This window comes from Pseudomonas sp. BTN1 (assembly GCF_001907715.1).
GTDB classification, from domain to species: Bacteria; Pseudomonadota; Gammaproteobacteria; order Pseudomonadales; family Pseudomonadaceae; genus Aquipseudomonas; species Aquipseudomonas paracarnis.
In genome coordinates, this window is sequence record NZ_MPBM01000024.1 from 146,399 (window position 1) to 159,991 (window position 13,593).

The window sequence follows — 13,593 nt, forward strand, 5'->3', positions numbered from 1 at the left end:
TGCTTTCCTGCACAGTGCATGACGGTCATTTCCCGTCTAGTGGCATACTCCCAAGCGTCTCTTCCCCTGGCTACGAGGCTCTATGCACTCGGAACATTTCAATTTATCCAGCCCTGTTTTCTTGCCGATCACCGAGCACACCTGTGCGGGGTTGTTGGGCAGTGAGGGTTTCGATGCGCTTGTAGCCCTGAGTGAGCCCCAATTGGCGGCGGTGTTGGTGATCCAGAACCTGGCGCAGGTGCCGGAAAGCGACCTTAGCGCCAACGGTGCTGAAAAAGTGTTGGCCAAGCTGATTGACTGGGCAGTCGATGCCCGCCATTCGGCCAGTGTGTCCCTGCTCTCTGAAGCGCAGCGGCTGTTCGATCAGAGGAAGCTGTACTTCGGCCTCAATGTGGTCAAAAGCCTGAAGCTGCGCTTTCTGCTGGAGGAGGAAGTCCAGGCGCAGGACTACCTGTTACCCAGTGGCAAATGGGACGTCGAGTATAAAGTCCGCCATCTCAAGGCCAATGATCCGTTCAGCCAGCAGGTGATCACGCCCAGGCATCGCGAGCGCTGGTTGAGCGCCGAGCAGGACAAGCTGCTCAGAACCTTCCGTGCCAACCTGAACGAAGACCTGCATGTGCAAGGCTACGCAGGCATTGGCAAGAGTCACCTGCTGGTGGCCTTGCTGGAGCACCTGCGCCCGGAAAAGACCTTGCTGCTGGCACGCACCCCGGCAAAACTCGAAACCCTGCGTGCTCGCATGGTGGGAGCGCGGGAGCGTAAGGCCGGACATACCTTTCAGGACTTCGCCCATGCTCTATTGCATGGCCCCAGGCCAAAGCCGCTGAATGCGCCGGTGAGGGTGCCGACCAAGCAGGCGCTCGCCCAAGAACTGAATATCTTTGGTTTTCGTCGCCTGGAAGGGCAAGCGGTAGTGGAGGTGTGCCTCAAGGTGCTTGAAGCCTACTGCCGCTCTTGGGAGTACAGCTTGTCGGCCCAGCATTTGCCGCATTTCAAGCAACCGCTCGCCGGCGTCGATGCCGGGGTGCTGCTCGAATATGCCAGCCGGTTGTGGGGCTACCTTGAGGCGAACCCGGCCTGGGGCCGGCATACCGGGTTTGAAGCCTTGTTGATGATCAAGCGCGCCAGCCTTGCAGGCTGCGTCGTCCCCGAGCGCTATACCCACGTGCTCATCGATGAGAGCCAGGACATCCCCGCGCCGTTGCTGCAAATCATCGAGCGCGGCCGCCAGGTGCTGATCACTTTGGGGGATGAGTATCAGCAGGCCAGTGGCGGCGTGGTCAAACGCGCCCGTGAGGTTCGCCATACCGACGTGTGCTACTCCGTGCGTTCCGGGCGCAATGTCGAGCGCCTGGTCAACCCGTTGATCAGCTTGCACTCGGAAAAAAGCAAATCGCTTTTCGAGGGCGCACGCGATGCCGATGTCGGCATTGAGTTTTATCCGCAGGGTTTTGTACCCCCGCAAGGTTGCGTGGTGTTGACCGCTTCCCATTGGGACACCATGCAGTGGGCGATCCAACTGAGCCACGCCCGTTGTGCGTTCGGCCTGGCGAGCAAAGAGGCCCAGCAGTCGCTCAAGCATTTCATGGACACGGTCATCGCGTTGTTCAAACCCGATTTCTATAGCAATGAGTTCAATGACCTCGGCCCCCATGCGTTTTTCAGTGACATGGCCGATTGGCAGCAGGTGCGCGAAGCCTGCCAGTTCGATGAGGCGTTTCTGTGGGTCGAGGCCGAACTGGAAAAAGGCTTTAACGTGGCGGATGTCACGCGTTTGAACAGGTTGATCGGCCATCCGGACGAGCGCGTCCTGTTGATGCTGGCGCAGGATGCGGGCGGCATGGAGTTCGACCGGGTATTGCTTACGCCGGAACTGTTGACCAACGTGAAGTTCCAGGACGCCTACGCGTTCGATCAAAGACTCTGTGCGGTGTATATCGCGATTTCACGGGCCAGGGTGCAGTTGTACCTGCCCTACGATGTGGTCGAGTGGCTCGACTACCACAAGTATCAAAAGACCCGTGATTCCCACGGTTACTGACAGATTTAATCCGGCTGTTTCACAACTTTCATAAAGCCCTCTGGACAACCCGCAGACCGCCTTGTTAGCTTGCGCCGGCCACTTGTTTCAGAGTATGACAAGGGCATGGATTTGATATTGAAGTGCTATCGCTTCTTTCACTCACAAGGATGTCTGTCATGAAAAGCCTGCAAGGGTTGCCTCGTCTTATCAGTGCTTCGGTAGGGACGCCCGGCAAAGCCCGCAACTTGCCCGCCGATGTTCAGTGCATCCAGTATCTATTCAATTTGATCATTCCCAAGATGGGGTTTGCCTTGCTGGAAAACGGCAAGTGCGACGGCCAGTTGGTGCAGTGCATCAGCCAGTATCAGTTTCGCCATCTCAAGTACGCCCATCCCGATGGCGTGATCGACCCCACCGGGCGAACGTTCAACAGTCTGATCGAAGAGGCGCTGAAGGTGCCGGTGCGGGCTTTTCCTAACACGCGCATTCCGACGTTTCTCAACATTTTCGGCAATAACAACATCGATGCGGTACAGGCCACGGTCAATGTGTACCTGGACCGTGTGCGTGCGGTGATCGAGGCCGAGCGGCGTAACCGGCAGTTGATGATGCAGTCCACCTGCGACGGCGGGACGACCTTGAGCGATACGGATTTCCAGAACGCCGCCAAGCAATTGGGCAACGGTATTTCGGTGAATGTGGTCAAGGCGTTCGCCACGGTGGAGTCGGGCGGGAAGGTGGGGTTCGGGCCTGCCAAGTTGCCGATCATCGCCTTTGAAGGGCACCACTTTCGCAAGTACACCAAGCACATCTACGACCAGTCGCAGCCGCTGCTGTCGTATGTCTACAAGAAAAAAGCCGGCCCGCAATGGCAGACGAACAACAAGGATCAGGTCAAGGCCTGGGAGACCATGGCCACTGCCTTTGCGCTGGACCAGGAAGCGGCCTTGATGTCGGCCTCCTGGGGCATGTTTCAAATCATGGGGTTCAATTTTGCGGCGTGCGGGTTCAAGACGGTGTTTGAGTTCGTGGCGTCATTGAAGGTCAATGCCGGTAATCAACTCAAGGCCTATCTCAGCCTTTGCAGCCACAACTCGGCGTTGTTGAGCGCGATGAAAAACAAGGATTTTACCGCCATGGCCCGAAACTATAATGGCGACGATTACGGCAACTATGACGTCCTGATGAAACAAGCCTACGAAGCCTTTGAAGGGAAGAAATAAGATGATTCGTTATCTGGCGATGGGAGTGTTGTCGTGGTGCGCCGTGGCGCCCGCGTTGGCCGGCTCGGCGGCGTTGCATTCAGGTAAATATGAAGGGCTGATGCTGGCGGTGACGCCTGGGCATCAGGTCGAGGGGTTCTATCAGGAATCGATGGGCGAGGGTGTGGCCCGTGGTTGCACGTTCTACCTGCAAGGCAAGCCCGAAGCGCTCACCACCTGGCGGGACGCTGCCTACCCAGGCAGTTTGGCCGCGGCGCCCGACGGGGTGACCCTGACCGTGGCGCAGGGCCGCCAACACCCTGGCTGCATCAATGTGCTGATGCCGGAAATCGCCACGGGCCTGGAGCTGAGCCAGACCGCTAGCAAACAATGGATCGGCTTGGTGACGGTGTCTGCCGACAAGGCTTACCTGCTTAAAACGCCGGGCGCCAAAGCGGCAAAGCGGCCCTACATCGTCAAGCATGACGTGGTGGGCGTACTGGCGTTCAAGGACGGTTGGGCGCAGGTGGAATTCATCAACGCTGACGACCGCTCTTTCACGGGCTGGATCAGCCAGGGCCAGTACGCACGGTTGGCTGCCCCGAAGCCCTAAATTGTAGGAGCGAGCAAGTCAGCCAAAGGTCTCGCGCAGTAGCCCGGCGAACGCATCTCGCGCCAGGTGCCGCTGGGTGTCCGTATGCCAGAACAACAGGTTGTCCACGGGCGTCAGCGCTTCAAAGCGATAAGACGCCAACTGATTGGCCTGTTCATAGCGCGCCAGGATCCCCTCGGGTGCCAACGCCACGCCAATCCCCGCGCTGACGCAACCGATGATCGTGCCCCAGCTTGCATAGCTGGCAATCGCTGGCTTGACGTTATGGGGCTTGAGCCAGTTTTCCAGGGCGGCGCGATAAGGGCAGCCCGGCGGCCATACCAGCAATGTACGGCCGGCCAAGTCTTCGGCGCTATTGATAGGCGCGCTGCACGCGCTGGCGATCAGCACCAGGCGTTCGCTGTAGACCACGCTCTGTTCCAGCTTCGTGCGTTTGCCGCCAGCGGCCACCAGCGCCACGTCCAGGCGGTGGTGCTGCAGGTCGTCCAGCAGTTGCGCCCAGGCACCGGTGACCAGTTCCAGGCTGACATTGGGATAACGCCGGTGGTATTCCGCCAGCAGCGGCGGCAAGCGCCCGCTGGCACTGGATTCCACCGCACCGATGCGCAAGGTGCCACGGGGAATGGCGCTGGCATCCACCGCGCGTTTGGATTCATCCACCAAGGCCAGGATACGTTCGCAGTAATCCAGGAAGATTTCTCCCGCAGCGCTGATCGCCAGCCCTCGGCCAGCACGGATAAACAGCGGCGTGCCCAACTCGCTTTCCAGCTGCTTGATGCGCGTGGTGATGTTGGACGGCACACAGTGCAATTGCAGTGCCGCCTGGGCCACGCTGCCGGTTTGCGCCACGGCTCGCACCATTTTCAGTTGGGCCAGTTCCATTGCTCAGTTCCAATGATTTCAGAAGTCAGAAACGCTTAATTGTCCTATGCCTGGCCTGGGCCAAGACTGGCAGCATTCCTTTTGCGTGGATGCTGTCGATGAATACTCCGTCACCTCTGAAGCTTACGCTAGTCATTGCCAGCGTCATCCTCTGCTGGGCGTATTCGCCCATCGGCGTACACATGGGGTTGCACAGTTATAGCCCCGGCCAATTGGCGCTGCTGCGGTTTTTGATCGCGTCGGTATTCATGGGCGGCGTGGCCTGGGGGGTGGGAATTGGACGGCCACCATTGCGCGACCTGCCGTGGTTGTTGGTGCTGGGCTTTTTCGGGGTGTTCCTGCACCACACCAGTCTCAATCATGGGCAGCAATGGGTGACGGCGGCAGCGTCGAGTGTGTTGGCACAGTCGGCGCCGTTGTTCAGTGTGTTGATCGCGTTTTTCTGCTTGAAAGAGCAGGTCAGCGCCTGGCGCTGGGGTTGCGTACTGTTGGGGTTGGCTGGCGTACTGGTGGTGATCTGGGGCGACCAGGGCATGGGCGATCTCAACCCACGGGGTTTGCTGATCTTGTTGGCGGCCTGCTCATGGAGTGTGTACTTCGCCATCCAGCGACATTACGCCCATCGCTACAGCCCGTTGACGATGGCGTGCTACATGGTGTGGTCCGGCACGCTGATGCTGTGCGTGAACCTGCCGGGACTGCCCGCCGCCATCGTGCAGGCACCGATGGGGGAGAATCTCGCCGTGCTGGTGCTGGGTATTTTTCCCAGTGCCTTGGCCTATCTGGCCTGGGGTTACGTGTTGAAGCACGTCGAGGTCAGTCGTGCGTCGGTGGCGATGTACCTGATTCCACCGGTTGCCATGCTGATGGCCGCCACGCTGCTTGGCGAGCACGTCACCCTGCAGGTGATGCTGGGCGCAGTGGTCGTGCTGGCCAGCGTCGCCGCTATCAGTCTGGAAGGGCGTTGGCGCTCCAAGGTGCCAGCAAAACGTCCTCAGGTGCCCTCTGGGAGGCCAATCGAACAAGCTTCGTCAGATTAGACGAGCGTGCCGGATGCAATTTCCCCCTTGCTCCGCTAGCATTACCGGCTTCTGCTTCCCAGTTGCGACGGTTTTCGATGAGTTATCAGGTTCTTGCACGTAAATGGCGCCCGCGCTCGTTCCGCGAAATGGTCGGCCAGACCCATGTGCTCAAGGCTCTGATCAATGCCTTGGACAGCCAACGGCTGCACCACGCCTACCTGTTCACCGGTACGCGCGGGGTGGGCAAGACCACGATTGCGCGCATCATCGCCAAATGCCTGAATTGTGAAACCGGTATTACCTCGACGCCTTGTGGCACCTGTTCGGTGTGCCGTGAGATCGACGAAGGGCGTTTCGTCGACCTGATCGAGATCGACGCCGCGAGCCGTACCAAGGTCGAAGACACCCGCGAACTGCTGGACAACGTGCAGTACGCGCCGAGCCGTGGCCGCTTCAAGGTCTACCTGATCGACGAAGTGCACATGCTGTCCAGCCACTCCTTCAACGCCTTGTTGAAAACCCTGGAAGAGCCGCCGCCCTACGTCAAATTCATCCTGGCCACCACCGACCCGCAGAAACTTCCGGCAACGATTTTGTCGCGGTGCCTGCAGTTCTCCCTGAAAAACATGACCCCCGAGCGTGTGGTCGAGCATTTGACCCACGTGCTGGGCGTCGAGAACGTACCGTTCGAAGACGACGCGCTGTGGTTGCTGGGCCGTGCCGCCGATGGTTCGATGCGCGATGCCATGAGCCTCACCGACCAGGCCATCGCGTTTGGTGAAGGCAAGGTCATGGCCGCCGACGTGCGCGCCATGCTCGGTACCCTGGACCACGGCCAGGTGTTCGACGTGCTGCACGCGCTGATCGAGGGTGACGCCAAGGCGTTGCTCGAAGCGGTGCGCCACCTGTCGGAGCAAGGCCCGGATTGGAATGGCGTGCTTTCGGAAATCCTCAACGTATTGCACCGCGTCGCCATCGCCCAGGCCCTGCCGGAAGGCGTGGACAACGGTCATGGCGACCGTGATCGCGTATTGGCCCTGGCCCAGGCCTTGCCGGCCGAAGACGTGCAGTTCTACTACCAGATGGGCCTGATCGGTCGCCGCGACTTGCCCCTGGCACCCGACCCGCGGGGTGGCTTTGAAATGGTGCTGCTGCGCATGCTGGCGTTCCGGCCGGCAGATTCGGCAGACGCACCGAGACAGCCGCTAAAGCCAGTGGGGATCAGCCAGGCCACAGTTGATTCCGCCAAACCCGTGGCTGGGGCGGCCGTTGTCGCGCCAGTAGTTGCAGCGCCTGCGGTTGCTGTGCCTGAGCCGGTTGCGCCGGCACCTGAGCCTGAACCTGCGCCGGTTGCCGTCGCACCGGTGGTCGAGCCCGAGCCGGTCATTGAGCCCGAGCCCGAACCCGTGGTCGACTTGCCCTGGAATGACCCGGTCGAAGCGCAAGTAGAGCCCGAGCAACAGCCCGCCGTGGAGCCCGTGCTGGAAACCACCGGCGAGCAACCCGAGCTGACGCCGATGCCTACGCCGACTCCGGACAGCGTGGTGCCGGATGCCCCTGAGTGGGTATCGGCGCCCGTTCCTGAACCGACGGTCGCCCAGGTCGACGCGGCCACGCCGGGCATTGACCTGGATGACGAACCGCCGCTGGACGAAGACTACATCGAGCCGGACATGGATTCGGCCTACAGCTACCTGGACGAACTGGCCAGCGAGCACACCGCGGAACCGGCGCCCGAGCCCGAGGCAGAACCTGCCGCGGCCCCGGCTACCGGTCTGGCCCTGCAATGGCTGGAATTGTTTCCGAAATTGCCGATCTCCGGCATGACCGGCAGTATCGCCGCCAACTGCACCCTGATTTCCATCGAAGGCGACCACTGGCTGCTGCACCTGGACCCGGCCCATAGCGCCTTGTTCAACGCCACCCAGCAGCGCCGGCTCAACGATGCGCTCAACCAGTACCATGGGCGCACGCTGACCATCGCCATCGAGCTGATCAAGCCCGAGCAGGAAACCCCGGCCCAGGCAGCGACCCGTCGGCGCCTTAACCGCCAGCGCGAGGCCGAGGACTCGATCCACGCAGATCCGCTTATCCAACAAATGATGCAACAGTTCGGTGCGGTCGTCCGCCACGATACTATTGAACCTGTCGAAGCCCCGGTGCCCCAAGCGTCATGACACCGGGCTATTCATTGATCCACGTACTTTTGAGGTGATTCCCATGATGAAAGGTGGCATGGCCGGCCTGATGAAGCAGGCGCAGCAGATGCAGGAAAAAATGGCCAAGATGCAGGAAGAGCTGGCCAACGCCGAAGTCACCGGTAAAGCCGGTGGCGATATGGTCAGCGTGGTGATGACCGGTCGTCACGACATCAAGCGTGTCAGCATCGACCCAAGCGTATTGCCGGGCGTGGGTGAAGATGACCTGGAAATGCTCGAAGCGCTGTTCGCCGCAGCCGTCAACGACGCTGTGCGCAAGATCGAAGCCAACAGCCAGGACAAAATGTCCGGCGTGACCGCTGGCATGCAACTGCCACCGGGCATGAAACTGCCGTTCTGATACACGCTTTAGCTAGACTCAAATGCCAGGCATCGTGCCTGGCATTTTTTTCGCCGGTCGAAACATCGAACCCCAAGCCTTCACCGATGGTCTGCACCCTATACCGTTGAAACCACTCACCGATAAAGGAGCCCCGCTGATGCCTCAAGAAATGACGCTCAACCAACGCATCGTTCTGGTCTCACGCCCTCAAGGCGCCCCCACGCCGGAAAACTTTCGCCTGGAACGTGTGAGCCTGCCGGACCTGGCAGACGGCCAGGTGCTGCTCAAGACCCTGTACCTGTCTTTGGACCCCTACATGCGTGGACGCATGAGTGACGCGCCGTCCTACGCCGCGCCCGTGGAAATCGGCGAGGTGATGACCGGTGGGGCTGTCAGCCGTGTCGAGCAATCGCGCAACCCGAAATTCGAAGTGGGCGACCTGGTGGTCGGCGCCACCGGCTGGCAAAGCCACTGCATTTGCGAAGGCCATAACCTGATCCCGCTGCCCAAGGGGCTGCCGAGTCCGTCGATGGCCTTGGGCGTACTGGGTATGCCGGGCATGACGGCCTATATGGGCTTGATGGATATCGGCCAGCCCAAGTCCGGGGAAACCCTGGTGGTGGCGGCTGCGTCGGGCGCGGTGGGGTCGGTGGTGGGCCAGGTGGCCAAGCTCAAGGGCTTGCGCGTGGTGGGCATCGCCGGTGGCGCAGACAAGTGCCGCTACGTGGTGGATGAGTTGGGCTTTGACGCCTGTATCGACCACAAGAGCGAAGACTTTGCCCATGAGCTGGCCCTGGCCTGTTTCAAAGGCGTGGACATTTATTTCGAAAACGTCGGCGGTAAAGTCTTCGATGCCGTGCTGCCTTTGCTCAACCCCAAGGCGCGCGTGCCGCTGTGCGGGTTGATTGCCGGCTATAACGCCCATGAAGCGCCCAGCGGCCCTGACCGTTTGCCGGCCCTGCAACGCACCTTGCTGACCAAGCGCGTGCGGATCCAGGGCTTTATTGTGTTCGATGACTATGGCGACCGCCAGCCGGAGTTCCTCAGTGCCATGGCGCCTTGGGTGCGCGAGGGCAAGATCAAGTTCCGCGAGGACGTGGTCGACGGCCTGGAGCAGGCGCCCGAAGCCTTTATCGGCCTGCTCGAAGGGCGCAACTTCGGCAAGTTGGTGGTGCGCGTCGCGCAGGATTGAGTATTTGACGCTAATCCGGGGCGCGGGTATAAACCGCGTCTCGTTGTTTTGTCGGACCCTTCGCCCATGAGCTTCAGCCCCCTGATTCGCCAACTGATCGACGCCTTGCGCACTTTGCCCGGCGTCGGCCAGAAAACTGCCCAGCGCATGGCGCTGCAACTGCTGGAGCGTGATCGCAGCGGCGGCACTCGCCTGGCCCAGGCCCTGAGCCAGGCCATGGAAGGTGTGGGCCATTGCCGCCAGTGCCGCACCCTTACCGAAGAAGAACTCTGCCCGCAATGCGCCGACCCGCGTCGCGACGACACGTTGCTGTGCGTGGTGGAAGGGCCGATGGATGTGTACGCCGTGGAGCAGACCGGTTACCGCGGGCGTTACTTCGTGCTCAAGGGCCACCTGTCGCCGCTCGATGGCCTGGGGCCGGAAGCCATCGGTATTCCACAACTGGTGGCGCGAATCGAAGAGCAGGGCACCTTTACTGAAGTGATCCTGGCGACCAACCCGACGGTGGAAGGTGAAGCCACGGCGCACTACATCGCTCAGTTGCTGACCAATAAAGGTTTGATTACTTCACGGATCGCCCATGGCGTACCGTTGGGTGGCGAGCTGGAATTGGTGGACGGCGGCACCCTGGCGCACTCGTTCGCAGGCCGAAAGCCGATCGCGCTTTAAAACCCACTGCAGTCCCAATGTGGGAGCTGGCTTGTCGGGTCGCCGCATCGCTGCGATAGCATCACCACGGTGTACCTGAAAAACCGAGGCGCCTGCATCGCGGGCAAGCCCGGCTCCCACATTGGTTTTGTGTGACGGTAAAAAATGTATTCGGCTTGATAACCAAGCAAGCGCTTGGTAAGTTCGCTCCATCCCGCCATGGAGCTTGCCGATGTCTGCCTTTCAGGAATACTTCGATCCCAGCCACCAATTGGTCCGCGACAGCGTGCGCCGCTTCGTCGAACGCGAGATGTTGCCCGGCATCGAGCAATGGGAGGAAGCGGAAAGTTTTCCCCGCGAGCTTTACCTCAAGGCCGGTGCGGCGGGCGTTCTGGGCATCGGCTACCCCGAGGCGCTGGGTGGCAGCCACGAAGGCGATCTGTTCGCCAAGGTCGCCGCCAGCGAAGAGCTGATGCGCTGCGGCTCCGGTGGCGTGGTGGCCGGGCTCGGCTCCCTGGATATCGGCCTGCCGCCCATCGTCAAATGGGCCCGGCCCGACGTGCGTGAGCGCATAGCGCCTCTGGTGCTCGCCGGCGAGAAGATCATCGCCCTGGCGGTCACCGAGCCCAGCGGCGGCTCGGATGTAGCCAACCTGCAAACCCGCGCCGTACGTGAAGGCGAGCATTACCGCGTGAGCGGCGCCAAGACCTTTATCACCAGCGGCATTCGCGCTGATTTCTACACCGTGGCCGTGCGCACAGGTGGGCCGGGCTTTGGCGGTATCAGCCTGCTGCTGATCGAAAAAGGCATCCCGGGTTTCACCGTCGGCCAGCCGCTGAAGAAGATGGGCTGGTGGGCGTCGGACACCGCCGAGTTGTTCTTCGACGATTGCCGCGTGCCTGTGGGCAATCTCATCGGTGTCGAGAACATGGGCTTTGCCTGCATCATGGGCAACTTCCAGAGCGAGCGCCTGGCCTTGGCCCTCATGGCCAACATGACCGCGCAACTGGCCTTGGAGGAAAGCCTCCAGTGGGCCGCCCAGCGCGAAGCATTCGGCAAACCCATCGGCAAATTCCAGGTGCTCAAGCATCGCCTGGCGGAAATGGCTACCGCCGTGGAGGTTTCCCGCGAGTTCACCTATCGTCAGGCCGCGAAGATGGCCGCTGGCAAGAGTGTGATCAAAGAGATTTCCATGGCCAAGAACCTGGCCACCGATACCGCTGATCGGGTGACGTATGACGCCGTGCAAATATTGGGCGGGCAGGGATATATGCGTGGCAGTCTGGTGGAGCGGCTGTATCGCGATAACCGGATTTTGTCGATTGGTGGCGGGACGCGCGAAGTGATGAATGAAATCATCAGTAAGCAGATGGGGTTGTAAACCGGGGTGTTCTTTCGGGCCTCATCGCGGGCAAGCCCAGCTCCCACAGGGGAATGCATTCCAAGGTGGGAGCCGGGCTTGCCCGCGATGACGGCAGTACTGCCGACCCTTATCTCTCAGTCAGCCCAAATTGCGTCAGGCAAAACGTCGGAATCCCCATGTCTGCCAACCGCTGCGAGCCACCCAGCTCTGGCAAATCAATAATCGCCGCAGCCTCAAAAATCTTTGCCCCCATGCGCCGCACCAGGTTCGCTGCAGCAATCAGGGTGCCGCCGGTGGCGATCAGGTCATCGAACATCAGCACCGAATCGCCTTCGCACAGGCTGTCGGCGTGCACTTCCAGGAAGGCTTCGCCGTACTCGGTCTGGTAACCCTCGGCCAGCACGTCCGCCGGCAGCTTGCCTTGCTTGCGAAACAGGATGAGCGGCTTGTTGAGCTGGTAGGCGATGATCGAGCCGATCAGGAAGCCACGGGCATCCATTGCACCGATATGGGTGAAATCGGCTTCGACATAGCGTTGGGCAAAGCTGTCGGCCACCAGGCGCAGGGCGCGGGGCGATTGGAACAGCGGCGTGATGTCACGAAAGATCACACCCGGCTTGGGGAAGTCGATAACGGGGCGAATCAGGGATTTGATGTCGAACGAATCAAAAGTCATCGTCGAGGAGTCCAGAGCGGAAAACGGACTCGAAGTATACCTGCGGCCTCGCCGATTGGCGCGGCCGCAGCCTGGATCAGACCTCCAGCGAACCGCCAGCCAATGCACACAGCTGGATCGGGTCGAGGATATGCACTTCTTTACCCTCGGCGGCAATCAACTGGTTCTGCTGGAAACGGGTAAACACGCGGGACACGGTCTCCACTGCCAGGCCCAGGTAATTACCGATCTCATTGCGCGACATGCTCAGGCGGAACTGGTTGGCCGAGAACCCACGGGCGCGAAAGCGCGCCGACAGGTTGACCAGGAAGGTGGCAATGCGCTCATCGGCGGTTTTCTTCGACAGCAGCAGCATCATTTGCTGGTCGTCACGAATCTCGCGGCTCATCACGCGCATCAATTGGCGGCGCAATTGCGGCAGTTGCAGGGCCAGTTCATCCAGGCGCTCGAATGGGATTTCGCACACCGAGGTGGTTTCCAGGGCCTGGGCCGACACCGGGTGAATCTCGGTGTCCATCCCCGACAGCCCGACCAACTCGCTTGGCAGGTGGAAACCGGTGATTTGCTCTTCGCCGCCGTCGCTGAGGCTGAAGGTCTTCAACGCGCCAGAGCGTACTGCATAGACGGAATCAAACTTGTCGCCCTGGCGAAACAGAAACTCGCCTTTTTTCAGCGGGCGGCCGCGTTTGACGATGTCGTCCAGCGCATCCATGTCTTCCAGATTCAATGAAAGTGGCAGGCAGAGGGGAGCCAGGCTGCAATCCTTGCAATGGGCCTGGCTGTGAGCGCGCAGTTTGACTGGCTCGGACATTTCTTAAATCCTTGTGGGAAAACACACATAAGACGTAAGGGTAACGCACTGGGGGGCACGGAGGCCAGCGTGTACAAAAAACCGACCGGTATATAAAGATTTGGCTAAAACCGCCGATAGTACTGCTATCGACTACAAATACGGCGGCTCAGACCATGTTAGCCCTCACTGCTCAACTCGCTTCGCGCACTCAGATCCAGGCACTGCCCGAACCCAAGAAAGCTGCCGAACCGGATGTTGCCGCGATCCCGACGACCGACGAAGCCAAGCCTGCCGTTTCGGTGACCATCTCCGGCGCCGCGATGAAAGCTGCTGCGGCGGAAAAAGCCACAAACAGTGACATCGACGACAGCGGCCTGGCGGACAACGTCAAGAATCTGCTCAAGATGATTCGTGAGATCAAAAAGCAGATTGCCGAGAAACAAGCCGAGATGGCTGCGGTAATGGCCGACAGAAATCTCAGCCCAGAACAGGCCCGTGCCCGACTCTCCGGGCTGCAGTCAGCGTTGAGCGCACTGCAAGCCAGCTTGACCAGCGCCCAGGCGTCCCTGACCAAGGCGATGAAAGACATGAGTGCCGGTGATGCAGTCAAGGCTGCCAGCCTGGCCATGAAGTAA

Annotated in this window: 13 protein-coding genes; 10 read left to right on the plus strand and 3 right to left on the minus strand. The window is 60.5% G+C overall.

The genetic code is table 11. The annotated features are described in order from the left end of the window. Positions 1–82 precede the first annotated feature (82 nt). From BMH52_RS11150 to BMH52_RS11160, 3 genes are all read left to right on the plus strand, one after another. Positions 83–2,044 (plus strand): hypothetical protein, encoded by a 1,962-nt coding sequence (locus tag BMH52_RS11150; protein WP_073843717.1) that lies wholly within the window; start codon positions 83–85, stop codon positions 2,042–2,044. Positions 2,045–2,202: 158 nt separating this feature from the next. Continuing rightward, on the plus strand, positions 2,203–3,249 hold the full coding sequence (locus BMH52_RS11155) for an N-acetylmuramidase family protein (RefSeq protein WP_014719458.1): 1,047 nt from the start codon (positions 2,203–2,205) through the stop codon (positions 3,247–3,249). A gap of 1 nt (position 3,250) precedes the next feature. Continuing rightward, on the plus strand, positions 3,251–3,841 hold the full coding sequence (locus tag BMH52_RS11160) for a hypothetical protein (protein ID WP_020302653.1): 591 nt from the start codon (positions 3,251–3,253) through the stop codon (positions 3,839–3,841). Between the two features lie 18 nt (positions 3,842–3,859). Here BMH52_RS11160 and BMH52_RS11165 read toward each other — a convergent pair whose 3' ends face one another. Further along, positions 3,860–4,723 carry a LysR family transcriptional regulator gene (locus tag BMH52_RS11165; protein ID WP_014719456.1) on the minus strand — a complete coding sequence of 288 codons (864 nt, stop codon included), beginning with the start codon at positions 4,721–4,723 and terminating at the stop codon, positions 3,860–3,862. 98 nt (positions 4,724–4,821) lie between these two features. Between BMH52_RS11165 and BMH52_RS11170 the strand changes: the two genes are divergently transcribed. From BMH52_RS11170 to BMH52_RS11195, 6 genes are all read left to right on the plus strand, one after another. Then, a complete protein-coding gene (locus BMH52_RS11170; protein WP_072433664.1) occupies positions 4,822–5,763 on the plus strand; it encodes a DMT family transporter in 942 nt (313 codons plus the stop codon). A 77-nt stretch (positions 5,764–5,840) separates the two neighbouring features. Next, positions 5,841–7,922 carry a DNA polymerase III subunit gamma/tau gene (dnaX, locus tag BMH52_RS11175; RefSeq protein ID WP_014719454.1) on the plus strand — a complete coding sequence of 694 codons (2,082 nt, stop codon included), beginning with the start codon at positions 5,841–5,843 and terminating at the stop codon, positions 7,920–7,922. 43 nt (positions 7,923–7,965) lie between these two features. Continuing rightward, positions 7,966–8,304, plus strand: coding sequence for a YbaB/EbfC family nucleoid-associated protein (locus BMH52_RS11180; RefSeq protein ID WP_003193199.1), 339 nt, complete (start codon positions 7,966–7,968; stop codon positions 8,302–8,304). Positions 8,305–8,443: 139 nt separating this feature from the next. Beyond that, positions 8,444–9,478, plus strand: a complete 1,035-nt coding sequence (locus tag BMH52_RS11185; RefSeq protein ID WP_073843759.1) for an NADP-dependent oxidoreductase — start codon at positions 8,444–8,446, stop codon at positions 9,476–9,478. A 66-nt stretch (positions 9,479–9,544) separates the two neighbouring features. Then, entirely contained in the window at positions 9,545–10,147 is a 603-nt protein-coding gene (recR, locus tag BMH52_RS11190) for a recombination mediator RecR (protein ID WP_014719453.1), read from the plus strand. Positions 10,148–10,358: 211 nt separating this feature from the next. Further along, positions 10,359–11,507: an acyl-CoA dehydrogenase family protein gene (locus tag BMH52_RS11195; RefSeq protein WP_014719452.1), complete on the plus strand. Its 1,149-nt coding sequence runs from the start codon at positions 10,359–10,361 to the stop codon at positions 11,505–11,507. 109 nt (positions 11,508–11,616) lie between these two features. Here BMH52_RS11195 and BMH52_RS11200 read toward each other — a convergent pair whose 3' ends face one another. Continuing rightward, entirely contained in the window at positions 11,617–12,165 is a 549-nt protein-coding gene (locus BMH52_RS11200) for an adenine phosphoribosyltransferase (RefSeq protein ID WP_003193191.1), read from the minus strand. Between the two features lie 76 nt (positions 12,166–12,241). Next, positions 12,242–12,976 (minus strand): fumarate/nitrate reduction transcriptional regulator Fnr, encoded by a 735-nt coding sequence (fnr, locus tag BMH52_RS11205; RefSeq protein WP_005790290.1) that lies wholly within the window; start codon positions 12,974–12,976, stop codon positions 12,242–12,244. 155 nt (positions 12,977–13,131) lie between these two features. Between fnr and BMH52_RS11210 the strand changes: the two genes are divergently transcribed. Beyond that, entirely contained in the window at positions 13,132–13,593 is a 462-nt protein-coding gene (locus tag BMH52_RS11210; RefSeq protein ID WP_014719451.1) for a hypothetical protein, read from the plus strand.

Bases quoted from the DNA above. Each gene is read 5' to 3' on its own strand.
- BMH52_RS11210 (WP_014719451.1), top strand. From the start codon at position 13,132: ATGTTAGCCCTCACTGCTCAACTCGCTTCGCGCACTCAGATCCAGGCA.
- recR (WP_014719453.1), top strand. From the start codon at position 9,545: ATGAGCTTCAGCCCCCTGATTCGCCAACTGATCGACGCCTTGCGCACT.
- dnaX (WP_014719454.1), top strand. From the start codon at position 5,841: ATGAGTTATCAGGTTCTTGCACGTAAATGGCGCCCGCGCTCGTTCCGC.
- BMH52_RS11155 (WP_014719458.1), top strand. From the start codon at position 2,203: ATGAAAAGCCTGCAAGGGTTGCCTCGTCTTATCAGTGCTTCGGTAGGG.
- BMH52_RS11160 (WP_020302653.1), top strand. From the start codon at position 3,251: ATGATTCGTTATCTGGCGATGGGAGTGTTGTCGTGGTGCGCCGTGGCG.
- BMH52_RS11185 (WP_073843759.1), top strand. From the start codon at position 8,444: ATGCCTCAAGAAATGACGCTCAACCAACGCATCGTTCTGGTCTCACGC.
- BMH52_RS11170 (WP_072433664.1), top strand. From the start codon at position 4,822: ATGAATACTCCGTCACCTCTGAAGCTTACGCTAGTCATTGCCAGCGTC.
- BMH52_RS11180 (WP_003193199.1), top strand. From the start codon at position 7,966: ATGATGAAAGGTGGCATGGCCGGCCTGATGAAGCAGGCGCAGCAGATG.
- BMH52_RS11200 (WP_003193191.1), bottom strand. From the start codon at position 12,165: ATGACTTTTGATTCGTTCGACATCAAATCCCTGATTCGCCCCGTTATC.
- BMH52_RS11150 (WP_073843717.1), top strand. From the start codon at position 83: ATGCACTCGGAACATTTCAATTTATCCAGCCCTGTTTTCTTGCCGATC.
- fnr (WP_005790290.1), bottom strand. From the start codon at position 12,976: ATGTCCGAGCCAGTCAAACTGCGCGCTCACAGCCAGGCCCATTGCAAG.
- BMH52_RS11195 (WP_014719452.1), top strand. From the start codon at position 10,359: ATGTCTGCCTTTCAGGAATACTTCGATCCCAGCCACCAATTGGTCCGC.
- BMH52_RS11165 (WP_014719456.1), bottom strand. From the start codon at position 4,723: ATGGAACTGGCCCAACTGAAAATGGTGCGAGCCGTGGCGCAAACCGGC.